The organism is Geomesophilobacter sediminis (assembly GCF_016458275.1).
Classification (GTDB): domain Bacteria; phylum Desulfobacterota; class Desulfuromonadia; order Geobacterales; family Geobacteraceae; genus Geomesophilobacter; species Geomesophilobacter sediminis.
Window position 1 is genome coordinate 60311 of the sequence record NZ_JAEMHM010000012.1, and the last position, 23937, is coordinate 84247.

At 65.5% G+C, this 23937-nt stretch carries 21 protein-coding genes; 5 read left to right on the top strand and 16 right to left on the bottom strand.

Annotated features, from left to right (window positions below):
• Nucleotides 1–11: 11 nt before the first annotated feature.
• From JFN93_RS15235 to JFN93_RS15245, 3 genes are all read right to left on the bottom strand, one after another.
• Nucleotides 12–611: a peroxiredoxin gene (locus tag JFN93_RS15235; RefSeq protein WP_199384961.1), complete on the bottom strand. Its 600-nt coding sequence runs from the start codon at nucleotides 609–611 to the stop codon at nucleotides 12–14.
• Between the two features lie 190 nt (nucleotides 612–801).
• Nucleotides 802–1536: an ATP-binding protein gene (locus tag JFN93_RS15240; protein ID WP_199384962.1), complete on the bottom strand. Its 735-nt coding sequence runs from the start codon at nucleotides 1534–1536 to the stop codon at nucleotides 802–804.
• Nucleotides 1537–1565: 29 nt separating this feature from the next.
• Nucleotides 1566–1871 (bottom strand): nitrous oxide-stimulated promoter family protein, encoded by a 306-nt coding sequence (locus JFN93_RS15245; protein ID WP_199384963.1) that lies wholly within the window; start codon nucleotides 1869–1871, stop codon nucleotides 1566–1568.
• Between the two features lie 104 nt (nucleotides 1872–1975).
• Here JFN93_RS15245 and pcnB point away from each other — a divergent pair, with 104 nt between their 5' ends.
• Nucleotides 1976–3394 (top strand): polynucleotide adenylyltransferase PcnB, encoded by a 1419-nt coding sequence (gene pcnB / locus JFN93_RS15250; protein ID WP_199384964.1) that lies wholly within the window; start codon nucleotides 1976–1978, stop codon nucleotides 3392–3394.
• Here pcnB and uvrB read toward each other — a convergent pair.
• Nucleotides 3391–5370, bottom strand: a complete 1980-nt coding sequence (gene uvrB / locus JFN93_RS15255) for an excinuclease ABC subunit UvrB (RefSeq protein ID WP_199384965.1) — start codon at nucleotides 5368–5370, stop codon at nucleotides 3391–3393. The two genes, pcnB and uvrB, sit on opposite strands and share 4 nt — an antisense overlap.
• A 167-nt stretch (nucleotides 5371–5537) precedes the next feature.
• Nucleotides 5538–5981, bottom strand: a complete 444-nt coding sequence (locus JFN93_RS15260) for a response regulator (RefSeq protein ID WP_199384966.1) — start codon at nucleotides 5979–5981, stop codon at nucleotides 5538–5540.
• A 144-nt stretch (nucleotides 5982–6125) separates the two neighbouring features.
• Here JFN93_RS15260 and JFN93_RS15265 point away from each other — a divergent pair, with 144 nt between their 5' ends.
• A complete protein-coding gene (locus JFN93_RS15265; RefSeq protein ID WP_199384967.1) occupies nucleotides 6126–6314 on the top strand; it encodes a twin-arginine translocase TatA/TatE family subunit in 189 nt (62 codons plus the stop codon).
• An 82-nt stretch (nucleotides 6315–6396) separates the two neighbouring features.
• On the opposite strand, the gene JFN93_RS15270 is transcribed toward JFN93_RS15265, so the two are convergent.
• The 11 genes from JFN93_RS15270 to JFN93_RS15320 form a co-directional block, all read right to left on the bottom strand.
• Nucleotides 6397–6780, bottom strand: coding sequence for a response regulator (locus JFN93_RS15270; protein ID WP_199384968.1), 384 nt, complete (start codon nucleotides 6778–6780; stop codon nucleotides 6397–6399).
• 474 nt (nucleotides 6781–7254) lie between these two features.
• Nucleotides 7255–8790: an ATP-dependent DNA ligase gene (locus JFN93_RS15275; protein ID WP_199384969.1), complete on the bottom strand. Its 1536-nt coding sequence runs from the start codon at nucleotides 8788–8790 to the stop codon at nucleotides 7255–7257.
• Between the two features lie 4 nt (nucleotides 8791–8794).
• Nucleotides 8795–9568 (bottom strand): TIGR04290 family methyltransferase, encoded by a 774-nt coding sequence (locus tag JFN93_RS15280; protein WP_199384970.1) that lies wholly within the window; start codon nucleotides 9566–9568, stop codon nucleotides 8795–8797.
• A gap of 105 nt (nucleotides 9569–9673) precedes the next feature.
• Nucleotides 9674–10729 (bottom strand): CgeB family protein, encoded by a 1056-nt coding sequence (locus JFN93_RS15285; protein ID WP_199384971.1) that lies wholly within the window; start codon nucleotides 10727–10729, stop codon nucleotides 9674–9676.
• A complete protein-coding gene (locus JFN93_RS15290; protein WP_199384972.1) occupies nucleotides 10726–11808 on the bottom strand; it encodes a CgeB family protein in 1083 nt (360 codons plus the stop codon). The genes JFN93_RS15285 and JFN93_RS15290 overlap by 4 nt, the downstream gene beginning before the upstream one ends.
• On the bottom strand, nucleotides 11808–12935 hold the full coding sequence (locus JFN93_RS15295) for a CgeB family protein (RefSeq protein WP_199384973.1): 1128 nt from the start codon (nucleotides 12933–12935) through the stop codon (nucleotides 11808–11810). Before JFN93_RS15295 ends, JFN93_RS15290 begins: the two co-directional genes overlap by 1 nt.
• A 219-nt stretch (nucleotides 12936–13154) precedes the next feature.
• The gene (locus JFN93_RS15300; protein ID WP_236021752.1) at nucleotides 13155–14288 is read right to left on the bottom strand and encodes a glycosyltransferase family 4 protein; all 1134 of its coding nucleotides are present in this window, start codon (nucleotides 14286–14288) and stop codon (nucleotides 13155–13157) included.
• Entirely contained in the window at nucleotides 14269–15270 is a 1002-nt protein-coding gene (locus JFN93_RS15305; RefSeq protein WP_236021754.1) for a Gfo/Idh/MocA family protein, read from the bottom strand. The genes JFN93_RS15300 and JFN93_RS15305 overlap by 20 nt, the downstream gene beginning before the upstream one ends.
• 126 nt (nucleotides 15271–15396) lie before the next feature.
• A complete protein-coding gene (locus tag JFN93_RS15310) occupies nucleotides 15397–16365 on the bottom strand; it encodes an MDR/zinc-dependent alcohol dehydrogenase-like family protein (protein WP_199384974.1) in 969 nt (322 codons plus the stop codon).
• A complete protein-coding gene (locus JFN93_RS15315) occupies nucleotides 16362–18404 on the bottom strand; it encodes an NAD-dependent epimerase/dehydratase family protein (RefSeq protein ID WP_199384975.1) in 2043 nt (680 codons plus the stop codon). The genes JFN93_RS15310 and JFN93_RS15315 overlap by 4 nt, the downstream gene beginning before the upstream one ends.
• Nucleotides 18401–19522 carry an SDR family NAD(P)-dependent oxidoreductase gene (locus tag JFN93_RS15320; protein ID WP_199384976.1) on the bottom strand — a complete coding sequence of 374 codons (1122 nt, stop codon included), beginning with the start codon at nucleotides 19520–19522 and terminating at the stop codon, nucleotides 18401–18403. Before JFN93_RS15320 ends, JFN93_RS15315 begins: the two co-directional genes overlap by 4 nt.
• 229 nt (nucleotides 19523–19751) lie before the next feature.
• On the opposite strand from JFN93_RS15320, the gene JFN93_RS15325 reads away from it, so the two are divergent.
• From JFN93_RS15325 to JFN93_RS15335, 3 genes are read left to right on the top strand one after another with little or no spacing between them, the layout of a single operon-like run.
• Nucleotides 19752–21047 (top strand): 4Fe-4S dicluster domain-containing protein, encoded by a 1296-nt coding sequence (locus tag JFN93_RS15325; protein WP_199384977.1) that lies wholly within the window; start codon nucleotides 19752–19754, stop codon nucleotides 21045–21047.
• 50 nt (nucleotides 21048–21097) lie between these two features.
• On the top strand, nucleotides 21098–21817 hold the full coding sequence (locus JFN93_RS15330) for a sulfite exporter TauE/SafE family protein (RefSeq protein WP_199384978.1): 720 nt from the start codon (nucleotides 21098–21100) through the stop codon (nucleotides 21815–21817).
• The gene (locus JFN93_RS15335; protein WP_199384979.1) at nucleotides 21807–23933 is read left to right on the top strand and encodes a heavy metal translocating P-type ATPase; all 2127 of its coding nucleotides are present in this window, start codon (nucleotides 21807–21809) and stop codon (nucleotides 23931–23933) included. The genes JFN93_RS15330 and JFN93_RS15335 overlap by 11 nt, the downstream gene beginning before the upstream one ends.
• Nucleotides 23934–23937 lie beyond the last annotated feature (4 nt).

The following is a 23937-nucleotide window of genomic DNA, read 5'->3' on the forward strand; positions in this document are numbered from 1 at the left end:
TTGGCTGAGGGTTACTTGCCGTGCTTGGCGAGATATTTGGCGACCCCTTCCTTGGAAGCGTTCATCGCCTCATCACCTTCCTGCCAGTTGGCGGGGCAGACTTCACCGCCGTGGGTCTCGACGAACTGGAGCGCGTCGACCATGCGGAGCGCCTCGCCGACGCTGCGGCCGAGCGGGAGGTCGTTGATCACGCTGTGGCGCACGATCCCCTTGGTATCGATCAGGAACAGACCGCGCAGCGCGACCGCCTCGTTGAAGAGGATGCCGTAGGAGCGGGCGATGTTCTTGTTGAGGTCCTGCACCAGCGGGTACTGGACGTTGCCGATGCCGCCGTTGTCGATCGGGGTGTTTTTCCAGGCCAGGTGGGTGAACTTGGAGTCGACGGATACACCGATCACCTCGCAGTTCTTCTCCTTGAACTCGGCGAGACGCTTGTTGAAGGCCAGGATCTCGGACGGGCAGACGAAGGTGAAGTCGAGCGGGTAGAAGAAGAGCACGACGTACTTGCCGCGGTACTTGGAAAGGGTGAGTTCGGCAAAGGAGTTATCGGGGAATACCGCTTCAGCAGTAAAATCGGGGGCTTCTTGGGTGACCAGAGTGGTAATGCTCATATCGGCTGTCTCCTTTTGTTCTTATTAAAATGACACGCAGGAAAATTTATACCAGCCGATATGGGGGGTGTCAATCTAAAAAGATCAATTTTATCCTTTTGATCCCATTGGGACCGTTCCGGGGAGCTGGGGCCGGATTGATCGGACCGACCCGTCGGATCTGACGGATCGGTCCGGTTGAGGCTGCGATCTAGCGCTCGAGCACCTCGCCGCGCAGCGAGATGATCACGTCGTTCAGGGGGATTTCCTTGCCGCTGGCGGCGAGGGCCTGGCGGGCGGCGTGCATGATCCCGCCGCAGCAGGGAACTTCCATCCGGAGCACCGTGATGCTCTTGATCGAGGACTGGCGGAAGATCTGGGTCAGTTTTTCGATGTAGAAGTTGAGGTCGTCGAGCTTGGGGCAGCCGACCACGACCGCCTTGCCGGCCAGAAAGTCCCGATGGTAGTCGGCATAGGCGAAGGGGACGCAATCGGCGGTGATCAAAAGATCGGCATCCTGGAAGTACGGGGCCTGGGGCGGGACCAGGTGCAGCTGGACCGGCCACTGGGCGAGCTGGCTCGGCTGGGCGGCCCCTTTTGCCGGGGGAGCGGACGCCGCCGGGGCGAAGCTCTGCATCCGGGAGCCGGGGCAGCCGCCGCCGTGGTGGTGGGCATGCTGCGGCGCCGGTTTGGCCTGCGCCGGCTTCTGCTGCTCCAGATGCTGGTGCACCGCTTCCTCGTCGAACTCATCGGCCTCACGCTCGATGATGGTGATGGCGTCCTGCGGGCAGTCGCCCAGGCAGGCCCCCAGGCCGTCGCAGAGGTTGTCGGCGGCGATCTCCGCCTTGCCGTTGACGATCCTGATGGCCCCTTCGGCACAGGAGGGGACGCAAAGTCCACAGCCGTTGCATTTGTCCGGGTCGATGTTGACGATTTTCCTGATCATTCGTGACTCCTTTGCGGTTTGCTTCGTATTTAAAAGAAATAGTGCCAGAGGAGGTCGAGCCTCCCTTTGAGGAGGAGGCGTTTACCCGAGTAGCCCATCACTTCGCGCATCCGGTTGCGCTGCTCTTTGGCATAGCAGTGGATCGGGCAGTGTTTGCAGGCCGGTTTCGGGTCCAGCGGGCATTTTCGCCTTTTTTGGTGCGCATAGGCAAGGAGTTCCGAACAGTCGGGACAGAGCGCCCCTTTGCGGGTACCGTGCTTGCCGCGGCAATAGATGCCGACGAAGCCGGTAAGTACCTTGATGTCGTCGTGCAATTTCTTCTCAAGCTTGTCCATGGCGTCATACTAACAGCGATGTGGGGAGGACGTCATGACCAAAGTCAAAAATCGGCATTTCGACACCTTTGCCTTTGCTCGGTATCTGTGTTATTTTCAGCGGAATGAATAGAACCCCGCAAAAAAACGTCATTCCCCGCGCCGAACACTGTATTTCCCGCTCCCTCCTCAGCCCCAACGGCGTAAGAGTCCTCTACAAGCTCAAAGAACAAGGCTTCACCGCCTACCTGGTGGGTGGCGGAGTCCGCGACCTGCTGCTGGGCCGCGAACCCAAGGATTTCGACGTCGTCACCGACGCGACCCCCAACGAGCTGAAGCGGATTTTCCGCAACTGCCGCCTGATCGGGCGCCGGTTCCGACTGGCCCACCTCCATTTCCATGACGAGATCGTCGAGGTGGCGACCTTCCGCTCCACCGCCGAGAACGCCCCGGAACCGGAAGACGAACCGCTGCCGGAGCCCCCGGTCGAGGTCGAGCCCGAGGAAGGCCAGGAACCGCCCCGCCGCCGAGAGCGGCGGCACCACCACGGCCCTTCCCTTTTGAAAAGCGAAGACGGGATGGTGCTCAGGGACAACCTCTTCGGCACCCCCGAGGAGGACGCGGTCCGGCGCGACTTCACCGTCAACGCGCTCTTTTACAACATCGCCGATTTTTCCATCATCGACTACGTGGGGGGGATGGAGGACCTCAAGGCGGGGGTGATCCGGACCATCGGCGAACCGCAGGTCCGCTTCACCGAGGACCCGGTCCGGATGATCCGTGCGGTGCGTTTCGCGTCCATGCTCGGCTTCAACATCGAGAACGAAACCCTGAATGCGATCCATGAGCTTTGCGACAGCATCGTGAAGGCATCGCCGCCGCGTCTCTACGAGGAAGTGCTCAAGCTCCTGATGATGGGAGCGGGGGAACGGACCTACCAGATGCTGCGCCAGACCGGGCTCTTCGCGCCGCTCTTCCCCCATTTCGACGCCTGGCTCTCCCGCGAGAGCGAAGGCTTTCCCCACGTGAGGGTGAGCCGGGCCCTGGACTGGGTCGACGAGCGGCTCGGGCAGGGGGAAGCCGTTTCCCAGCCGCTGTTCATCGCCCTGGTGTTCGGGGAATACCTCGAAGAGAAGATCGCCCAGTACCGCGGCCACGGGCTCCCCTCCCAGCAGGCAACCGACGCCGCGATCGCCGATTTTGCCGGGGAGCTTTCCCCGACGGTGCTGGTACCCAACCGGGTGCTGATCGCGGTACGGGAAATCCTCTCCTGCCAGCACCGGTTCCAGAAGACCCCGGGGAGAAACGCCCGCGGCGTCCTGGCCCGCAAGTCCTTCCCCGACGCGCTCGCCTACCTGCGGTTTTTGGAGCAACTCACCCCGGTAAAACGTTCCCTCGCCGACTGGTGGGAGCGCTACCTGCACCAGAATCCGCTGGCCGGCCCGCCCCAGGAGAGCGGCGCCGAGCAAGGGGAAGAATCCGGCCCGGCCAAAAAGAAACGCCGCCGGAGAAGGCGGCGCAAACCCGCCGCCACCCCCGCCTAGAGCCTCAATTCCCGCTCTTCCAGTGCCTTGATCCGATCCCTCAGTTCGGCGGCCTTTTCGAATTCCATCGACTTGGCCGCCGTCAGCATCTCCTTCCTCAGCCGTTTCACCAGCTTGGCCGCCTCCTTGGGGTCGAGGAGTTCGTCCTTGACCGGCACCGTCACGTAATCCCGTTCCTCGGGAACCTCCAGGATATTGGCGATCGCCCGGCGCACCGTCTCCGGGGTGATCCCGTTCGCCTCGTTGTAGGCGGACTGGATTTCGCGGCGCCGGAGCGTCTCGTCGATGGCGCTCTGCATCGATCCGGTGACGCGGTCGGCGTACATGATGACCCGCCCCGAGACGTTACGTGCGGCCCGGCCGCAGGTCTGGATCAGGGAGCGGGTCGAGCGGAGGAACCCTTCCTTGTCCGCGTCCAGGATGGCAACCAGGGAGACCTCCGGGAGGTCGAGCCCCTCGCGCAAAAGGTTGATGCCGACCAGCAGGTCGAATTCCCCCAGGCGGAGCTCGCGCAGGATCTGCATCCGCTGGAAGGTGTCGATGTCCGAGTGGAGGTAGCGGACCCTGATGCCGAGCTCGCGGTAGTAATCGGTGAGCTCCTCCGCCATCCGCTTGGTGAGCGTGGTGGCGAGGATCCTCCCGCCGGCGGCGATGGTGGCGCGCACTTCGGCCAGCAGATCGTCCACCTGCCCGGCGGCCGGCCGGACCTCGATGGCCGGGTCGATGAGGCCGGTCGGCCGGATCACCTGCTCCACCACGACGCCCCCCGCGGCGCGGAGCTCGTAATCGGCCGGCGTCGCGGAGATGTAGACGGTCTGGTGGAGCTTCTTCTCGAACTCCTTGAAGGTCAGCGGGCGGTTATCCAGGGCCGACGGGAGCCGGAAGCCGAAATCCACCAGCGTTTCCTTCCGGCTGCGGTCGCCGCGGAACATCCCCCCCACCTGCGGCACGGTGATGTGCGACTCGTCGATCAGCATCAGGAAATCCTTCGGGAAGTAATCCAGAAGGGTGTAGGGGGGTTCCCCCGCCTTGCGGCCGTCGAAGTGGCGCGAATAGTTCTCGATCCCCTGGCAAAAGCCGATCTCCATCATCATCTCGATGTCGAAGAAGGTCCGCTGCTCGATGCGCTGCGCCTCGATGAGGCGATTTTCGGCATTGAAGCCGCGGATCCGCTCTTCCAGCTCCACCCGGATCGCCTCCACGGCGCGCTCCAGGGTTTCCCGGGTAGCGACGTAATGGGAGGCCGGATAGACCGCGCATTTGGGGAGGCGGTTCAACTGCACCCCGCGCAAAGGGTCGATCTCGGTGATGGCGTCGATGGTGTCCCCGAAGAATTCGACCCGCAGGGCCTTCTCGTCATCGTAGGCGGGGAAGATCTCCACCGTGTCGCCGCGCACCCGGAAGGTGCCGCGGTGGAAGTCGATGTCGTTTCTCTCGTACTGGATGGCAACCAGCTTTTCCAAAAGCTCGTCCCGGTCCAGGGTCTCCCCCTCGCGCATCCGGATCTGCATCTCGCTGTAGGATTCGGGGGAGCCGATCCCGTAGATGCAGGAGACCGAGGCGACGATGATGACGTCGCGCCGGGTAAGGAGGCTGCGGGTGGCCGAGTGGCGAAACTTGTCGATCTCGTCGTTGATCGAGGAATCCTTCTCGATGAAGGTGTCGGTCGACGGGAGGTAGGCCTCCGGCTGGTAGTAGTCGTAATAGGAGACGAAGTACTCGACGGCGTTGTTGGGAAAGAGCTCCTTGAATTCGCCGTAGAGCTGGGCGGCCAGGGTCTTGTTCGGGGCGAGGACCAGGGTCGGGCGGTTGGTCTGGGCGATCACGTTCGCCATCGAGAAGGTCTTCCCGGATCCGGTCACCCCGAGGAGGACCTGGGCCCGGTCTCCGCGCTCGACCCCCGCGACGAGTTCCTTGATTGCCTGCGGCTGGTCGCCGCGCGGCTCGTAATTGGTTACCAGTTCGAATCTGTCCATGGGGTGGGATGATAGCACGAAGGATGGGGATTCGGGAAGAGAGGGGAATGGAGGTCTGCGGCAGGAGCGCCCTTGCGGACGCGATTTCGGGGTGAACATCGCGCCCGGAAGGGCCTCCCACGCAAGGATCGGTTATTCGTGACGTTTATGGGATTGCGCCCGGAGGTTCAGCTGCAGGCGCGCAGCGGAGGGAGCTGGTTCACCACGAGCCAGTAGTTCACCACCTGCTTGAGGTCGGAACAGAACTGGGTGTAATCCACCGGCTTGCGGATGTAACTGTTGGCGCCCAGGGTGTAACTGTCGAGAATGTCCTGCTCCTCGGTGGACGAGGTGAACACCACCACCGGGATCATCTTGGTGCGATGGTCGCTGCGGATGCGGCGCAAAACCTCGAGCCCGTTCACCCTGGGGAGCTTGAGATCGAGCAGGATCAGCAGCGGCCGGATCGACGGATCGCGGTCGTCGTAGGTACCGGTTCCAAAAAGGAAATCCAGCGCCTCCGCGCCGTCGTGGGCCACCACGATCTCGTGCGGCATCTGTTTCTTCACCGCCCTCAGGGTTAGCGCCTCGTCATCCGCGTTGTCTTCTACCAAAAGGATCATCTTGTTCATCGCAGGTCTCCTTCGGTCATCGCATCACAGGGAACTGGCCGACTCCGGATGGATTTTCGGCCGGCCCGCGCCAACTGCTTGATTTTTTAACCGCCCAATGACATACTCAGGCAACTTAAGGTTTAACGTCAAACGGAGGGAGTCATGTTCGGATTCGGCGTACCGGAGCTGCTCATCATCCTGGTCATCGTTCTCGTCATCTTCGGCGCGTCGCGCCTTCCCGAGATCGGCGGCGCACTCGGTAAAAGCATCAGGAACTTCAAAAACGCTTCCAGCGGCAAGGACGAGATCGAAATCAAGCCGGGTCGTCCCGACGACGACAAGAAAGCCTGATCCTTCCAGCTGCGGTTAGTGACCACAAAAAAGCCCTCGTCTTATGGACGGGGGCTTTTTTTGTCCTACCAGGCGGGCCCCGTCAGGTCAGAAGCGTCCTCTTCAGCGCTTCGGTGTCCAGCGGCTTGGTCAAAACCGCGTCCACCCCCAACGACAAGCACCTTTCTATCTCCGCCGGATTTTCCGACGCCGACAGGGCGATGACCCGCAGGTCCTTGGTGCGCTGGTCGCTCCGGATCCGCTTCAGGACGTCGACTCCGTCGATCTTGGGGAGCTTCAGGTCGAGCAGGATGATCTGCTCCTCCCCGTCGGGCCCTCCCGCCGGGTCGACCAGCAGCTTTCCTAACGCCTCGGCTCCGTCCCGCGCCACCTCGACCGACGCGAACCCCGCCTTGCGCAACGCCCGCAAGGCAAGTTCCTCACAATCACAGTTGTCCTCTACGAGCAGTATTCTCGGATCGCCCATGGTACCTCCTAGAGCTCGTCCAGAAAAGCAGTCAACGCTCGACAACCGTCCATTAATATGCATAAGAGGGTCGGCATTTCCGTTCATACAGTTGGTCGCTGCCACCGGCTCTCTCCAATCCCCATGTATCCCTGCCCCTTTTGTCTCAGGAGCCGGCCACTCTGGCATAGCAGGGTTAGCCGGACCGCCTGGTCCTCAGAGAAGGGAACGCACAGTCATAGTTTTAATATTAGCGGTTTTTAGTAAATTACCACTATTAAAGTTACATTGCAACTCGAAATATTGAAGCTGACCGTTATGACAGATCTGGCGGTGGGAAATCCTGGGCTGGCGATGGACTGACAGTGCCGTTGCCAGCGCTATGTCTTTGATGCATTCTCATCGTCCTAGGGCGGCTGCGGTGGTGACATCAGGTGTGAGAACCGCGGAGAATGAACTGAGGAGAGGTTGGGCGGCAAAGCGGTTGTGACTGTATCATCGCTCCGAGCGGCCGCGGAAAAGCGCCCGTATGGTAGCCATGGTGTCCGCCTCGGCAGGTTCTTTGTCAGGGCGGTAGCGCTTCACCCGGGCAAAACGGAGTGCAAAACCGCCCGGGTAGCGCGGGCTCGCCTGGATGTCGGAAAAGGCGATCTCCACCACCAGCTCCGGTTTCACATAGACCGTCCCGGCATCGCGGGACACCTCGAGTTCGAGAAGCCGGGCCGTCTGCCAGGCGAGCATCGCGTCGGTGAGTCCTTTGAAGGTCTTGCCGAGCATGACGAAGCCGCCATGCTCGTCGCGAGCACCGAGATGGAGGTTGCTCAGGGTCCCCTGCCGGCGTCCGTGCCCCCATTCGGCAGCCAGGATCACCAGGTCCAGGGTCTGCACCGGTTTCACCTTGAGCCAGCCGTAGCCCCGCCGCCCCGCCTCGTAGGGGAAGTCGCCCGCCTTGGCCATCACCCCTTCGTGGCCAAGCTCCAGAAGTTCCGCCAGAAACTGCGCCCCGCGGGCCGGGTCCGCGGTAACCAGGCGGGGGATCACGACCTCCGGGGGGAGTACCTCGGCCAGGCGTGCGAAGCGCACCCGTTCCGGCAAAGCGATCAGGCTCTCCCCGTCATGGTAGAGGCAGTCGAAGTAAAAGGGCGAAAGCGGATAGCTCCGGCGCTGCTCGGCCACACCCAGGCGGCGTCCGAAGCGGCGCATCGTGGTCTGGAACGGGTGCGGCGAGCCGTCCGAGCGAAGTGCCAGCGCCTCCCCGTCCAGGATCAGGCTTTGCGCCGCGAACTCCCGCGCCCCCTCCACGAGTTCGGGTACGGCATCGGTTACGTCGTTGAGATTGCGGCTGTAGACGCGGACGCGGTCGCCTTCCTTATGCAGCTGGACCCGGGCGCCGTCCAGCTTCCACTGCAGGTCCGCCTCCCCCAGCCTGGCCAGAGCTTCCTCCAGGTCGGCGGCGGGCTGCGCCAGCATCGGCGCCACCGGCTTGAACAGGGTGAGGGTGAACGCGGAGAGACCTTCCCGCCCGCGGGTTAAGAGCGCGCCGGCGACCGGGGCAAGATCTCCCGCCACCATGGCCGCCCGGCGCAGCTCTCCCACCGGGATTCCCGCGGCACGGGCGACGCCTTCCTCCATCACCCCTTCGAGCGCTCCCTGGCGCAGCTCGCCCAGGGTGATCCGGATCAGGAAATCCTGTTCGCGCCGGGTCGCCTTTTGAAAAAGTGCGGCAAGCGCGGCGCGGCGCCTTTCCTGGGAACCGGCTCCGGAGTCGGCTGCGATCGCATCAAAGGCAGCATCGACCTCGTGCAGGCTCAGGGTCGGCAGCGCTGCCGCGGCAGCCTGAAGACGGAAAAGGCGCGCCGGACCGACGCCGATGCGCCCCTGGCGCAGGACTCCGCTCAGGTAGTTGACGGCAATGGGAATTTCGTCGCCGGAAAGGCGGGACAAAAGGGAGGCGAGGAGATCGATCTTGCTCAGCCGGCGGGAGGTGCCGGCGAGCCCTTCGGAAACGGAAACGACCTCGTCGAGAAGCATGGGGTCACGCAGGGGAGTTGGTGGCGGAGCGGAACTCCTGCCGGTTCCAGGTGGTCATGCAGGAAGGGCGGTCGGGATCAGGCTCGCAGCAGTACATCTCGTCGCCCGGGTAGCCGGTAATGCGGAGCCCGGCGGAGCGGAGCATCGCCTCGACCCCGGCATGGTTGGGGATCCACCAGTTGGTGGGGTCGCCGGCGAAGCGGTGCTCGATGAAGGCCATCTTGGGCCAGCCGGCCTCGAGCAGGGTGTCGCGGTCGTTGATCCAGTGATCGAGCTGGTCGACCACGTCGCGGCCGGGGAGGGTAAGGGTTTGGAATACCATGAGTCGGGCCACCTTCTGGGCGATGATGTCCAGCGCCAGGAGCGGATAACGGAGGTGGTAGAAGACCCCCATGAACAGGACCAGGTCCCAGCTGTCCTGGGTGCGGGCGAGATCATACACCTGCATTTCCCGGAACTCAACCCGGTCCTTGAGTCCGAACTTCTCCGCCGCCCAGCGGGCCTGCTCCAGGTAACGGCCGTCGACATCGATGCCGGTCACCCGCGCTCCGCGCCGGGCCAGCTCGAAGCTGTAGAATCCGGCGTTGCAGCCGATATCGAGGGCGCGCCACCCGGTGAGGTCGGCCGGGATGAACGGGGCGAGCTCCTGCCATTTGAAGGCGGGGAAGTCGCCCAGGAAGTGGTCCGGGGCGGTCTGGCTCCCGTCGGGAAGGTGCAGGTTGTGGAACCACGGGGCGAGTTCCCGGATTTCCTGCAGGGTAGTTTTTTCCTCGGTCATCGGTCGTCCTCAAACTGCTGCCAGAGCCAACCTGCCATCAATCACCAAAGGCACATCCCCCCCGCCCCCTTCGCAAGGGAGGGCGTTTTAAGGGGTTGATCCACCTCAGCACTCGTTGAGATATTCCTCCAGCTCCTGAGCCCGCCGGGCGGCGCTGTGGAAGGCAAGAGCCCGCTCCCGGGCCCGCCGTGCGACTCCCAGGCGCTCCGATTCCGGGAGTTCGCGCAGATAGCAGAGCACATCCTTTTCGTTCTCAGCAACGAGGATCTCAACACCGGGAGTGAAGAACTCCTCCAGCCCGGGCCACCGGTCGCTCACCAGGGGGACCCCGCAGGCCGCCGCCTCGAAGAGCCGGACACTCGGTGAATAGCCGGCGGCGATCATGTCCCTGCGGGTCACGTTGAGGGTAAAGCGCTGCGCCGTGTAGAACTCCCGGTGGCTTTCCGGGGCAAGGTGTTCGATCCGGCCGGTATTCGCGGGCCAGGGGATCTGTTCGGGGTACTGGGATCCCGCCACCACGAAGCGCCCTTCCCCCCAAAGCAGGGCCGGCCGCACCAGGAGCCGCTCCAGGGTCGGCTGCCGGTCGTCGCTGTAGGTGCCGAGGTAGCCGAGGTCCCAGCGGTGCGGGCGGGGAATCGGGTAGTGCAGCTCGGGATCGACCGAACAGTAGAGGGCGCGGGCCCGCGGCGCGCCGTAGTCCCGCTCCAGGGCGCCCAGGGTCGGCCCTCCGGTGAAGGAGAGGTAGAGGTGATAGCGCGGGATGAGTTCCCGGGAAAGGTAGGCACACTTGCCGCGCCGGAGGCGGGACAGGGTCACCGGGGTGTCGATGTCGTAAAACGCGGTGACCCCGCCGGCATTTGCGGTGACCCACTCTCCCACGGCGATCCCCTCCGGCACGTAGGAGCCGACGATGACACAGTCCGCCTCCCGGATGCGGGGGGCGTGCCGCAAGAAGAGCTCGTCCAGGTTCTGGTAGAGGATGGTGCGGCAGTACGGCGGCTCGGGGAGGTCCCGGTTCGCCGCGTACCACGGCACATCGCGCTCCAGAAATACGATGTCGTGGCCGCGCCGCGCCAATTCCCTCAGCAGCGCGCGGTAGGTGGTGGCATGGCCGTTTCCCCAGGAGGAGGTGATCGAAAGCCCCACGACGACGACCTTCATGACTTCCCCCTCGCCGCGCCGAAGATCGTTTCGAACTGCCGGGCCCGGTGGGCGTAGGTATGCTCCCGCTTCACCCGCGCCAGGGCCGATCTCCCCACCTGGAGCGCCTCCGCCGGGGTGAGCCGGTCCAATATCGCCGCCACCTCGGCGCCCGAGGCGGCGACCAGGATCTCGTTTCCCGGCTCGAAGAAACACTCCACCCCGTCCCAGCTGTCGGTGATCACGCAGGCCCCGGCGCCGGCGGCCTCGAAAACGCGGGTCGCCGGGGAGAAGCCGTTTTCCGCCATGGAGCTGCGGCTGACGTTGAGGACGGCGAGGCTGCTGCAGTTGAAGGCGTTATGGTCCCTGGTGCCGAGGTGGCCGAGGTAGGTGATGTTGGCGCCACGGGATTTGTCGTCCCAACCGGCTCCGGCCAGGATGAAGCGCCGCGCTCCCAGGCGCCGGGCCACTTCGAAGAAGAATTCCTCGACCCGCCGCTCGCGGTCCGGCAGGCGGTTTCCTAAAAAGGAGAGATCGGCCCGCAGGCGATCTTCGGCGCGGACCGGATGATGCGTGGAGGGGTCCAGCGCATTGTAGATCGGGACGCAGCCGCGGGCTCCGATCTTGGTATATGCCGCCACGATGGGATCTCCGCCGCCGTAGGTGAGGATCATGTCGTAGCGCGGCACCAGGACCCGGAACGGGTCGCTGGGGTTTTCCCGCAGGCGTTGCAGGGTCGCCGGCGCATCGACATCCCAGAAGACCACCTGGTTTCCGGGGCGTTTCAGGGCCAGGACCTCCTGCTCCAACAGCTCATCGAACACCCCCACCCCGCTTGCTTTCACCACGAGGTCGGCCCCCTGCGCCCCTTCCAGGGCGCGGTACACGCCGGCCCGAGTCGCCGGGTAGACCACCACCCGCGCCCAACGGGGGGGCTTCATGTCGCGGTGCTGCTGGCGGTCGTAGGCGTCCGGTTCGTAGAAGGTGACCCGGTGCCCAAGCAGGTTGAGCGCGCGGATCAACCCCCGGTAATAGGTCGCGGCCCCGTTCCAGTAACTGGAAACCAGGCTCGATCCGAAGAAGGCGATGTTCAGCCCCATCAGTTCCCCCTTTCCCATTCCCGTCCGGTGACGGTGTTCATGCCGAGCTCCCGGCAGATTGCCATCAGCTCGTCCACGCGGCGTCCGCAGGTATGGTGCTCCATGATGCAGGCGAGGCCGTGGGCGGCAAGGCTTTTGGCCTGCTGCGGATGGGCGAGGAGTTCCTGGAGGATGTCTTCGGTCTCGGCACCGTCGCCGGCGAACCGGAGATCCTTCCCGGCGCTGAAGAGCCGGTCGCGGTCCTCCCACGGCGCCGAGATCAGCGGGATGCCGCAGGCCAACGCCTCGAAGGGGCGGATGGTCGGGATGCCGGGAAGGCTTTCGGCATACGGGCGCCGCGGGATGTGCAGGGTGACCCGGTACCGGGAAAAGACGCGCGGCACCTCGAAATTGGGGAGCCAGCCGCCGTAGCGGATTCCCGCCCCCTCCAGCAGGCGCAGCGCCTTTTCCGGATAACGCACCCCGTACACCATCGCCTTGAGCTTGAGCCGTTGCACCGGCTCGATGAAGAACTCGCGGATCTCGTCGGTACGCTCGTCGTCCCCCCAGTTACCGATCCAGACGACGTCCCCTTCCTTGTGCCGGTTGGACCGCGGATAAAAAACCCGCACGTCCGCCGCCTCGTGCCAGACCCAGGCCCGCTTGGCCCAGCCGCGGGCGAGGTAAATGTCCCGGATCGGCGTGCCGTAGGCGAGGACCCCGTCGAAGCCCGAGAGATCGTAGGCCGCCATCGCAGCGGCGTCGGTGACCGATCGGTGGTGGGTGTCGTGGAACAGGAGGGTGTAATTCCCCCGCCTGCGGCGGTGCTCCCCGATGCGGCGCACCAGCTCCGGGTCGTTCCATTCGTGGACGATGACCAGGTCGGCGCGCTCCAGGGTCCGGTCCAGGCTCAGCCCCTCCAACTCGTAGGGCGACTCCTTGAGCTGCGGGAAGGCCCGGCGGAAGCGCCGGATCGCCCGTTCCCCCTCCTCCCGGACCAGGTTTCGATAACTCCAGCCGTTTTTCGGTTCGAACACCTCGACCTCGTGGCGACGCGCCAGAAGTTCGGTGGCAATGCCCCTTAAAAAGTGGGCGTTGCCATGGTTCCAATCCGACACGATGGAGTGGTAGAACATCACGATACGCACAACGGCAGATCCTCCCTTGGCACAAACCGTGCGGGCGCTAACCCCTGGAGCGACATTCCCGTCGCGATTCGATGGCTCTTTTGTCGCGGCGGCTACTAAATAACTACCCGGTGGCTTACCCGGTGGGAGCGCCTTTCCCGTCGCGATTCGACCGGCATCCCCGCCTCCGGCGGATCGCGGCCTGGAATGCCGCTCCCACCGGAAAAGCCGCTTGCTTGGCTACTGAAGCGCCGTCCCGTACGCGTCGAGGTACTGGGCCGCCATCTTGGCCGGAGAAAAATCCAGGCTGCGGGCAAAGGCCTTCTGCGCCATCTGCTCCCGGCGTTCGCGGTCCTCGCACAGCAGGCGCAGCTGCGCGGCAAGGGCTTCGGTGTCGTCGGGGGGAACGAAGAGGGCGGCGTCCTTCCAGAGCTCGCGCAGGCTCGGGATGTCGCCGAGCACCAAGGCACAGCGCGACATCGCCGCCTCCAGGATGGTGAGGCCGAAAGGCTCGTACCGTGCCGGGTGGGCGTAGATGGAGGCGCGGGCAAACCAGGAAGCCAGCCGTTTGGGAGAGAGCTGCCCGAGCCGGTTGACGTTTTGCAGCGGCACCAGCCCCCCTTCCGGATGCCCTTCCGGTCCGGCCACGTATACCGGCCAGGGGACGGTCCCGGCGCTTTTCATTACCGCATCCACGTTCTTCGCCTCGTCCCAGAGCCGCCCGACCGACAAGACGAAGTTCTCCTTGCACCCCGGCTTGAAGCGCCGTCGGCTCCTGCCGTTGTGGATTACCCGGGTCTTGCCGAGGGGGAGATAAAAGCGCTCCAGGCTGGAGAGCATCGCGCCGGAGGGAGCCGCGACAACGCTCGCACAGGAGAGGCCGCGCCGGACGGCGTCCCGGTAGCGCCGGTACTTTTCCGGGGTCACCCCTTGGCGCACCGCGTCCCACCAGGAATAAAGACAGGAATGGGCGACCACGACGCAGGGGCATTTCCAGGGGAGCGCGGCATGGACGTAGCCGTTCAGATGCACCAGGTCCGGACCGAGCTCGTCGGCAAGCTCCAGGAGCCAGCGGCCGGCCCGATCCACGTCGTCCCAGGGATCCTCCATCCACTCCAGGGCAAAGGGCTTTCGGTGCAGGGCGATGTTGCGGATGCCGCGCACCTCGCGAAGCTGGTCCGCGGTCGGGGGGGTCCCCATCACCGCGAGGATCACCTCCACCCCGTAGCCGGCCAACCCCCGCGCCAGCTCCAGCGCGTAGCTCCAGACCCCTCCGACGGCATCGGCGGTCATCAGCACCCGGCGCGGCCCTCCCCCCTCCGGAGGAGGCTTTCGTTCCCGGACCCCTTTCACGTCAGCGCCCATAGGCGGCATCGAGGGCAGCGGCCACCCGGACCAGCTGCTCCGACTCCGGGTCGAAGCCGTGGCCGCGCCGCAGGCGCCGGCACCAAGTCACCGCCGCCCTCCCCCCCCAGTCGTCCGGAGGGGTGGCCAGGGTGCGCCGCGACGTGCCCCGGAAATGCTCGGCGACGAAATCGTAAAAGGAGCCGTCCACGTTGCGGAAGGAAGCCCCCCCGTCGGTGCCGTAGAGATTGCACGAGATGACCGCATCCTGGCCGGCCGAGACGTTCCAGGAGCAAGCGATCCGGACCACGCTCCCCCCTTCCAGGCAAAGCGACACTGCCGCGTAATCCTCCACCTGTCCGCTCCCCGCCTTGAGCCGTTCCCCCTTGGCGTAGATCGAGCTCCCTACCGACCGGATTTCCGGGTAGTCGAAAAGCCAGAGTGCCAGGTCGACGAGGTGGCTCCCCAGATCCATCAGGCAGCCCCCCCCCGAGAGTTCGGCATCGTAGAACCAGGGCTTGTCCGGACCGTAGGCATTGTGGAAAACGAGGTCCGCGGCGAAGACCTCACCCAGCTTGCGCTGCTGCACCATGGAATGGATCCGCTCCATTCCGTCGGTGAACCGGTAGCAAAAATCCACCCCCAAAAGCCGGTCCGCGCGCCGGCTCGCATCGACCACCCGAACCGTCTCTGCCGCGTTTCTACCCAGCGGCTTTTGGCAAAAGACCGCCATTCCCTTTTCCAGGGCACGCTCCGCCTGGCTGCCGTGCCCCGCGCTCGGGGTGGCGATGACCACGCCGTCCAGGTCCAGCTCCAGCAGGTCGTCCAGCGAGCTTAGGACCCGTACCTTGGGCACCAGTTGCGCCGCATCCAGCGCGTTTTCCCGATTCAGGTCGGCGATGGCGACGATCTCGGCCTCTCCGGAGCGATGGATCGACTCCAGCCGATGCCTCCCGATCCATCCGGTCCCCAAAAATCCCAGCCGCGGCAATGCCCCTTGTCTTTTCAGCATGCTTCCTCCCTCTCGCCTACGCCCGCAACTTACTGCCCGAGACCTCCCCCTCCCCTTTTGCGCCACTTCGACGCTCAAGGCACCGGCCCTCGCGCGAGGGGATGGTGAGGTTTATGGGGAAGTCCGTTAACCGGGCATGAGCAGTGCCGCCTTCACGAACCCTTCCGGACGCTCGACCAGGGTCTGGCAGGCTTTTTCCAGCTCGGTCAAGCCGTACTTGTGGGTCACCAGGTCCGTCATCCGGAACAGCCCGGCCTCAACCGCCTCGATCCCGGCGCGGATTCCCTCCAGGTAGCGCTGCGCCTCCCGCTCGTGGGCGTTCACCACGTCGATCCCCTTCCAGTTCCAGAGCTGGAGGTTCACCTGGCGCGGCCCGTCCTGGTGGAACCCGGCGATGATGAGCTGGCCCCGTTCGCAGACGATCTCCCCGGCGACGTCCAGGGGCCACTGGTGTCCGGTCGCCTCCAAGACGCGGTCGCACCCTCTGCCGCCGGTCAGGTTGCGCAGCTCCTCCAGGACGCGGTTGTGGTCGTCCAGGTGGACCAGTTCGCAGGCCCCATAGCTTTTGGCGAGCTCCAGTGCGCTTTGCCGGCGGGAGATGGCGATCACCCGCGCTCCCTTGGCGGCCGCCAGGGCGACGAAAATGACGCCGAGAAAACCGGCCCCCATGACGGCGACGGTTTGCCCGGCGTGGATGTCCGAGCGCCGGAAGACGTTGAGGGCACAGCCGACCGACTCACCGGGAAAGGGGATTCCCTGCAGAAGAGACGGGAGCCGGACCGCCGAGGCGGCCGGAACCTTGTCATACTCGGCAAAGGCATGGTAGGAGAGGACGGTCACCGCGTCCCCTTCCGCCAGTCCGTTCACCCCCCGGCCCAGGGCCGCCACCCGCCCCCACCCCTCGTGTCCCGGGGCTCCGGGGGCCGCGGGGTAGGTAAACCAGGGGCGCCCTTCCCAAAGCGGGATGTTGGAGGCGCAGACCCCGCACCCCTCCAGCCGCACCACCACTTCCCCCGGTCCCGGCTCCGGTACCGGTACCTCCACCATCCCCGCCTTGCCCGGGGCCTGGATCACCGCCGCCTGCATCTTGCTCATGTCGCCTCCGCTGTCGTGCTGTAACCGGCGGGACGGTACCCCGTCACCGCGGGCTTGCGTATGTGCAGCGCCTCGTGCAGCCAGTCGTAAAGGGCCGTCACCCCTTCCCGCACCCCGTGGCGCGGAGCCCATCCGGTGATGCGCGAGAACTTGCGCGTGTCCGAGGCGTAGTACCTCTGGTCGCCGGTGCGCCACTCCTCGTGGCAGAGGCGCGGCAGGGCGCCATGCAGGGAACGGAGGAGCTCTAAAAGCTCGATCAGGCTCACGCAGCGATCCGGCCCACCCCCGATATTGAACGCCTGCCCGGCCAGAAGCGGCATCATCCCCCGGGCGGCGAGCATGGCGTCGACCAGGTCTTCCACAAAGAGGAGGTCGCGGATCTGGCAGCCGTCCCCGTAGATGGTGATGGCCCGGTTTTTCAGGGTCTGGCTCACGAAATGGGCGACCCACCCCTGGTCCTCGGTGCCGAACTGGTGCGGACCGTAAATGCAGCTCATCCGGAAGACGGCGGCCTGGATTCCGAAGCTTCGGGCGTAGTCGAGGACGTACTGGTCGGCGCACCCTTTGGAGCAGCCGTAGGGGCTCAGGAAATCCAAGGGGGTCTTTTCCGAGAGGCCGTACTTGCGCAGCACCTCGTCGACCGGCTCGTAGCGCGACCGGGTGCGCTGCAGCCGGAACCCGTCGATGCCGCCGTAGACCTTGTTGGTGGAGGTGAAAAGGAGCGTGGGCGGCTCCTTCGCCTTGCGGATCGCCTCCAAAAGATTAATGACGCCTCCGGCGTTGATCGAAAAATCCCGCGCCGGCTCAGCGAGACTCGTGGTCACCGCGACCTGTGCCGCACAGTGGATCACGTGGCGCGCCCGGGCCACCGCCTTCTCCAGTTCCAGCGGGTTGCGGATGTCGGCCACCACCGTCTCTACCCGGTCCCCGTACTGGTCCTGCAGCCAAAGGAGATTCTTTTCCGCCCCGGGGCGGGAGAGGTTGTCATAGAGGATCACCCGCTCCCCTTCACGCAAAAGCCGGGCGGCGAGGTTGGTCCCGATGAAGCCCGCCCCTCCTGTGATCAGGGTGGCCCGGTCGGCGGGGCTCTCGCTGATTCCCGGGAGCGCGGCGATGCGCCGAACCGCCCGGACGCCGCCGTTTTCCAGCAGCCGGTACAGCAGTTTCGGGGTTCCCTTCGCCTCACGCAGACCGAAGAAGTATTCCCGCTCGTCGAGATGGAAACGGTCCACGGCAGCAAGGCTGGGGTCCAGGTCGTCGATGCCGTACCAGTAGATCCGCCCGGCCGGCGCCTCGAGAAATTCGAGGAAGACCTTGAGCTGCTTGTGCTGGTCGTGCTGCCAGGTCGAAAAGCCGGCTTCGGTGACCCAGATCTCGCAGGCGCTGCCTCGGGAGTTGAGCACCTCGCGCACCGGCTGGACATTGCGCGGCCATCCTTTCCAGGTGTAGTCGAAGATGTCCGGAAAGCCGTGGATCCCCACCACGTCGATGAACTCCATGACCCCCAGGTCGAACATGCGGCAGAGCCAGTGGCCGTCGATCGGGCTCATCCCCCCCAGGACCGTTTTCTTGCCCCGCACCTTGGCCCAGTGGGCGGCGCAGCCGATCATCTCCCCGAAGGCGGTCCAGTGCGGGTCGAGGGTCCAATCCCACTCGCTCAGGTTGTTCGGCTCGTTCCACAGCTCGATGTACTGGAAGTGGTCCCCCAGCTCGGTGATCAGGACGTCGATGAAGTCGGCGTAGTCCTTGGGCCGGACCGGCGGCGACGAGGTCTTGGGCTCCACGGCGATGGAGGGGGGGGTGTACAGAACGCAGGGGAGCAACTCCACGCGCGCGGCGAGCCTGGGGACCAGCCAGTGGAACCACTCCCGCCCGCCGGGGGCGTACCAGTCGGCCCACGAGATGCCGGTCCTGATCCGCTCGGCACCGATACGGGTCAGATCGGCGAGGACCCTTTCCACCCGCTCGAACTCCCCCGGACGAAACCACTCCACCACGCCGAAATGCTCCGGCAGGTCCTGCGCGACCTTTCTTTTCATATGGTCAGCCCCCGATCCGATAGCTCCGCATGTGCTTCCAGTACCCGATCCACCGCAATCTGCCCCTTGAGCCACTCGGCCAGCTCGGCCAGCCCCGCTTCGAACCGTACCTGCGGCTCGAACCCCAGCAGCTCCCGCGCCGAGCCGATATCCGCAAAGCAGTGCCGGATGTCCCCGGCGCGGTAGGTGCCGGTGATCTCGGGAAGGAGTTCTTCCCGGTGCAAAAGCCGCGACAGCCGCTCCAGCACCTGCAGCACGGTCCGGCTCTCGCCGCTGCCGATGTTGAAGACCCGGGCCCGGTCCTGCTCGACCTCCAGGGCGAGCCGGCAGGCGCGCGCCACGTCGTAGACGCTTACGAAATCGCGCTGCTGCTGGCCGTCCTCGAAGATGCGGGGGGGATGGTCGTTCAAAAGGCGGGAGGCGAAGATGGCCAGGACCCCGGTGTAGGGGTTGGAAAGGGCCTGGCGGGTCCCGTAGACGTTGAAAAAGCGCAGGGCGACCACCGGAATACCGTAGCTGGCGCCGACGATGAGCGCCATCCGCTCCTGCACGTACTTGGAGAGGGCGTACACCGACGCCAGCGAGGGGGTCTTGCTCTCGGGGGTGGGGATCGGGACCAGGGGTTCGCTGCTGCCGTTGTGCAGTTCCCACTCCCCGCGGCGCAACTGCTCCGGTTCGCGCCGCACCTCGGGGTAGAGCCCGCCGTTGCCGTCGCGGTAGAGCCCCTCGCCGTAGATGCTCATGCTGGAGGCGACCACCACCTTGGCAACGCTGCCGCTGCGCGCGACCGCCTCCATGACCACGGCGGTCCCGGTGTCGTTGACCGAGGTGTAATTCTCGATCTGGTACATGCTCTGGCCGACCCCGACCAGCGCCGCCAAATGGTAGACCGCGTCCACCCCGTCGAGCGCCCGGCGCACCACCTCGGCGTCGCGCACGTCTCCCTTGATCAGCTCGGCGTCGGCGGCGAGGTACCCGGGGCGCTTCCCGGAGGTGCCGTGGACCTGGGGAACCAGGGCGTCGAGCACCCGGACCCGGTAGCCGTGCCGGAGGAGCTCGTCCGTCAGGTGCGAACCGATGAACCCCGCCCCACCGGTAATTAAAACGGTGCGTGCCATACCTCCCCCTTCGGGTGCCCGTCAATCAAATGATCATCCAAATTTGTTCATTTTAATTGGTTTGGTTTAATAGGCGAGATAGTAGCAGCAGCCCATTTTCCTGTCAAATCTTTTGGGTGAAATTTTTCCCCTTCCAGTTTGCGTAGTTGAAAGATTGCCCGCCGCCGGACGGCTGCTATACTGTGTCGATCCATTAACCTGCATTAATCATTAAAAAGGCGGGCACCGCATGTCTCACCATCTCAAGGACAACGGGTACCGGCTCCTCGCCGAGCGGCTGAACCTGTTCCCGCAAGGAGCTCCGGTCTCGGAGCTGCTGTACCGGATTCTGGCCCTGATCTTTAATGAAAAGGACGCCGAGCGGGTCTCCCGCCTGCCGCTGCGTCCGTTCAGCGCCCGGAAGGCGGCGGGCATCTGGCGGGTCCCGGAAGCCGAAGCCGCCAAGATCCTGCAAGATCTCGCCTCGCGCGCCCTTCTTTTGGACCTGGAGCGCAACGGGACGCTGCTCTACGTCCTTCCCCCGCCGATGGCCGGGTTCTTCGAATTCTCCCTGATGCGGATGCGGACCGACCTCGACCAACGCGAACTGAGCCGGCTCTTCTACCAGTATTTGAATATGGAGGACGCCTTCATCCGGGAGCTTTTTACCGGGGGGAGGACCCAACTCGGCAGGGTCCTGGTGAACGAGCCGGCGCTGGCACTCTCCGGCGGCTCCCAGGTGCTGGATTACGAGCGGGCGAGCGAAATCATCCGAAGCGCCACCCACATCGCGGTGGGGCTTTGCTACTGCCGGCACAAGATGTTTCATCTGGGCCGGGCCTGTCAGGCCCCCTTGGACAACTGCCTGACCCTGAACGACGCGGCCGCGTCGCTGATTCGCAACAAGGTGGCACGCAGCGTGGAGCCGGTGGAGGCGCTCGAGATCCTGGACCGGGCGCGATCGGGGAACCTGGTGCAGTGCGCCGACAACGTGCAGCAGGGGGTGAACTTCATCTGCAACTGCTGCGGCTGCTGCTGCGAAGCGATGATCGCCGTGCGCCGGCTGGCGATCCCGCAGGCCCTGTACACCACGAACTGCCTCCCGGAGGTGAACCGCCGGATCTGCACCGGCTGCGGCAGCTGCGTCCGGAGCTGCCCCATCGATGCCATCGATCTCCCGGCCCCGCCGTCGGGGAACGCGCGGGAATTGGTGCAGCCGACCCTGAAGGCCGACCTTTGCCTCGGCTGCGGGGTCTGCGCCAACGCCTGCCCACAGCACGCCCTGGTGCTGCGCCCACGCAAGCAACGCATCGTGACGCCGGTGAACACGGCGCACCGGGTGGTCCTGATGGCCGTCGAACGGGGCAAGCTGCAAAACCTCATCTTCGACAACCACGCGCTCCTGAGCCACCGCCTGATGGCGGCGGTGCTGGGGGCGATCCTGCGCCTCCCGCCACTCAAGCGGCTCATGGCGAAAAGCCAGTTGAACTCCCGCTACCTGGAAACCATCTTCCGGGAGGTCGACGTCGGCATGTTTTCCAAGTGATCGGCACCTTCCCCCCCTCCCCTTGGCCGAAACGCAGCCTGGAGTCTGGCATGAACGAGTGGTCAACTACCTTCCTCCTCGGCCTTACCGGCGGAGCCGCCGCTTTTGCCCACTGCCTCGGCATGTGCGGCGGCTTCGTACTGCTCCAGCCGGGACCGAAGGCGCTCCGGCGCCAGCTGCTCTGGCACGCGGGAAGGCTCTCCAGCTACCTCCTCCTCGCCGCGCTGGCGGCCCACGCCGGCGCCACCCTGTCCCGGGTTCTCGCCGGAGGCGGGGTGCAGAACCTCATCGGATGGGCCACGGGGGCGGTCATGGTCGCGGCGGGGATGAGCCTTCTCGGCGTGCTCCCGGTGCGCGGCGGCAAAGGCTGTGGTGCGCTGCTGCGTCTGGCCGGGGAACTTTTCACCACCTCCTCCCCCGGCGCTCCGCTGCTCATGGGGGTGGTCTCCGGGCTTCTCCCCTGCCCGATCCTGCTCGCCTTCCTCGCCTATGCCATGGAAAGGGGGTCGGTGCCGGCAGCGCTTGCCACCATGGCGGGGGTGGGGGTGGGAACCACGCTTCCCTTGCTGGCTCTGGGATCGACTGCGGCCGTGGTCACCGCGCGGACCCGGCGCTGGGGGGTCCGTGGTGCCGCGGTACTTTTGCTCGGGCTGGGCGCGGTAACCGCGCTGCGGGGGGGACCGCTGCTGCACCGTTTCCTCCCCTGCCCCGCCGCGCCGCAGGCGATCGCCTCCGAGACGGAACCCCCGGGGGGCCGGCATGGTAACTGAGACGTTTTCCTGCTGCAGCCACTGCGGCTTGCCGATCCGGGGGGGCGCCGGTGCCGCTCCGCTTTTTTGCTGTCACGCCTGCCGGCTGGCGGCCGCCATCGTCGGCAAAAGCCGGGACGGGGTGCGGAACTGGGCGCTGCTGCGCCTGGGAGTGGGAACCCTTCTGGCGATGAACGTGATGATGATCTCGCTGCTCCTCTACGCCGACAGCGTGAACCAGCCCACCATCCCGCTCTTTCGCAAGGTGCTGTTCGGGCTTTCGGCCCCGGCGCTCGCGATCCTGCTCCCGCCGTTTTTCGCCCTCCCCTCCCGCCGCTCGGGAGCGAGCCTGAGGATGGAGGCTCTGGTGGCGGCGGGATCGCTTAGCGCCTTTGCGGTGAGCGCCGTCCATACCTGGGGCGGCTCCGGCCCGGTCTATTACGACACCGCGACCATGCTCCCGGTCCTGGTCACCCTCGGGCGCCTGTTGGAGGGAGCCGCGAAATCGGGAGCCGCGGAACTCCTTCGCAGCCTGGAAGCGCTCCTCCCGGAGACGGCGCTGCGCGTCGACGACGGCCAGTGCCGCGAGGTCCCGGTTGCCGAGCTGCGCCCCGGGGATCTGATCCGCCTACGGCCGGGTGAACGGATTGCCGCGGACGGGATCATCGTCGAGGGGACGACCACCGTCGAGGAAGGCGGCTTTACCGGAGAGCCCCTCCCCCGCCTCTGCCGGCGCGGTGACCCGGTCACCGCCGGCACCGTCAACGGCAACGGCAGCGTGGTGATCCGCGCGGAGCGGACCGGCCCGGAGCTCCTGCTCCACCGGATCATCAACCTGGTGCAAAAGGCATGGCGCTCACCGTCGGAGGCGGAGCGTCTCGCGGCGCGGGCCGCCGCCCTCTTCATCCCGGCGGTGCTCGTCGTCGCCGTCGCCGCGCTTTGCTTTTGGTTTTGGCAGGGGGACCCCGGCCGCGGTTGGCTCGCCGCCCTTTCCGTCGCGGTGGTCGCCTGCCCTTGCACCATGGGGATCGCCACCCCGCTCGCTACCTCGCTTGCCATCGCCCGGGCCGCCAAAGAGGGGGTCATCGTACGCGGCGGCGCCGTGATGGAAGGGATCGCCCGGACCGACCTGCTCTACGTTGACAAGACCGGCACCCTCACCCAAGGGACGCCGACCCTCACGAAGCTGCTTCTTACCGGCGACGTTCTGGGGGAGGAGGAACTGTTGGGGTGCCTCGCCGCCCTGGAACGGGGGACGAGCCACCCGTTGGGAAAGGCGGTGATCGCGGCTACCCAGGCGCGGGGCATCGAGGAGGGGGTTGCAGCCGGGATCGTGCTCCATCCCGGGATGGGGATCGAAGGGCGGGTGACGCGGCAGGGGAAAGAGGGTCTGATGTCGGCGGGAAACGCAGGCCCGGCTGACGACTGGGGCGCGGAGGTCGCCGGGCTCACCGCCATCGACGTCACCTGGGACGGCGCGCCGGCCGGGCGCCTTTTTTTCCACGACCCGCTACGGCCGGATGCCGCCGGCGCGGTAGCGGCAGTTCGGGCCCGCGGGATCCGTTGCGCCCTCCTCTCCGGGGACCGGGCCGAGGCCGCGCGGTCGGTTGCGGCATCGGTGGGGATCGAACGGGTGGAGGCCCCGCGCACCCCGGCGCAGAAGCTGCAGATCGTCTCGGAGGCAGACTCAGGCACCTCGGTTGCCATGGTCGGAGACGGCATCAACGATGCGCCGGCGCTCGCCGCCGCAGACACCGGGATCGCCATCGGGGCGGGGACCGACCTCGCTCGGCAGTCGGGAAACGTGGTGATCCTCTCCAGCCGACTTGGGCTGATCCCGTGGCTGATCGACCTCAGCCGGGAAAGCCGCAAGATCGTGGTGGGAAACTTCGCCTGGAGCTTCATCTACAACGCACTGGCGGTAGCGGCGGCCGCCGCAGGGCTTTTGCACCCCCTTTTGGCGGCACTGGCGATGGTCTTCTCCAGCCTTACCGTACTGGGAAACTCACTGCGCATCACCGCATTCAAGTCATTGCCCGACCCGGCACTCTCTGATTCGGAAAGTGAAACTGTCACAGCTCCCCCCGGGAGCACGATTGAGAGAGAACGCTGTTCATCCAGTCAATCCCTGCTATAGGTTC

Coding starts and splice junctions, on each gene's coding strand:
- JFN93_RS15335 (WP_199384979.1), top strand. CDS start 21,807: ATGGTAACTGAGACGTTTTCCTGCTGCAGCCACTGCGGCTTGCCGATC.
- JFN93_RS15260 (WP_199384966.1), bottom strand. CDS start 5,981: ATGAACAAGATGATCCTTTTGGTAGAAGACAACGCGGATGACGAGGCG.
- uvrB (WP_199384965.1), bottom strand. CDS start 5,370: ATGGACAGATTCGAACTGGTAACCAATTACGAGCCGCGCGGCGACCAG.
- JFN93_RS15300 (WP_236021752.1), bottom strand. CDS start 14,288: ATGCCGCCTATGGGCGCTGACGTGAAAGGGGTCCGGGAACGAAAGCCT.
- JFN93_RS15265 (WP_199384967.1), top strand. CDS start 6,126: ATGTTCGGATTCGGCGTACCGGAGCTGCTCATCATCCTGGTCATCGTT.
- JFN93_RS15290 (WP_199384972.1), bottom strand. CDS start 11,808: ATGGGGCTGAACATCGCCTTCTTCGGATCGAGCCTGGTTTCCAGTTAC.
- JFN93_RS15275 (WP_199384969.1), bottom strand. CDS start 8,790: ATGCTTCTCGACGAGGTCGTTTCCGTTTCCGAAGGGCTCGCCGGCACC.
- JFN93_RS15330 (WP_199384978.1), top strand. CDS start 21,098: ATGAACGAGTGGTCAACTACCTTCCTCCTCGGCCTTACCGGCGGAGCC.
- JFN93_RS15320 (WP_199384976.1), bottom strand. CDS start 19,522: ATGGCACGCACCGTTTTAATTACCGGTGGGGCGGGGTTCATCGGTTCG.
- JFN93_RS15285 (WP_199384971.1), bottom strand. CDS start 10,729: ATGAAGGTCGTCGTCGTGGGGCTTTCGATCACCTCCTCCTGGGGAAAC.
- JFN93_RS15310 (WP_199384974.1), bottom strand. CDS start 16,365: ATGAGCAAGATGCAGGCGGCGGTGATCCAGGCCCCGGGCAAGGCGGGG.
- pcnB (WP_199384964.1), top strand. CDS start 1,976: ATGAATAGAACCCCGCAAAAAAACGTCATTCCCCGCGCCGAACACTGT.
- JFN93_RS15235 (WP_199384961.1), bottom strand. CDS start 611: ATGAGCATTACCACTCTGGTCACCCAAGAAGCCCCCGATTTTACTGCT.
- JFN93_RS15280 (WP_199384970.1), bottom strand. CDS start 9,568: ATGACCGAGGAAAAAACTACCCTGCAGGAAATCCGGGAACTCGCCCCG.
- JFN93_RS15240 (WP_199384962.1), bottom strand. CDS start 1,536: ATGATCAGGAAAATCGTCAACATCGACCCGGACAAATGCAACGGCTGT.
- JFN93_RS15325 (WP_199384977.1), top strand. CDS start 19,752: ATGTCTCACCATCTCAAGGACAACGGGTACCGGCTCCTCGCCGAGCGG.
- JFN93_RS15245 (WP_199384963.1), bottom strand. CDS start 1,871: ATGGACAAGCTTGAGAAGAAATTGCACGACGACATCAAGGTACTTACC.
- JFN93_RS15315 (WP_199384975.1), bottom strand. CDS start 18,404: ATGAAAAGAAAGGTCGCGCAGGACCTGCCGGAGCATTTCGGCGTGGTG.
- JFN93_RS15305 (WP_236021754.1), bottom strand. CDS start 15,270: ATGCTGAAAAGACAAGGGGCATTGCCGCGGCTGGGATTTTTGGGGACC.
- JFN93_RS15270 (WP_199384968.1), bottom strand. CDS start 6,780: ATGGGCGATCCGAGAATACTGCTCGTAGAGGACAACTGTGATTGTGAG.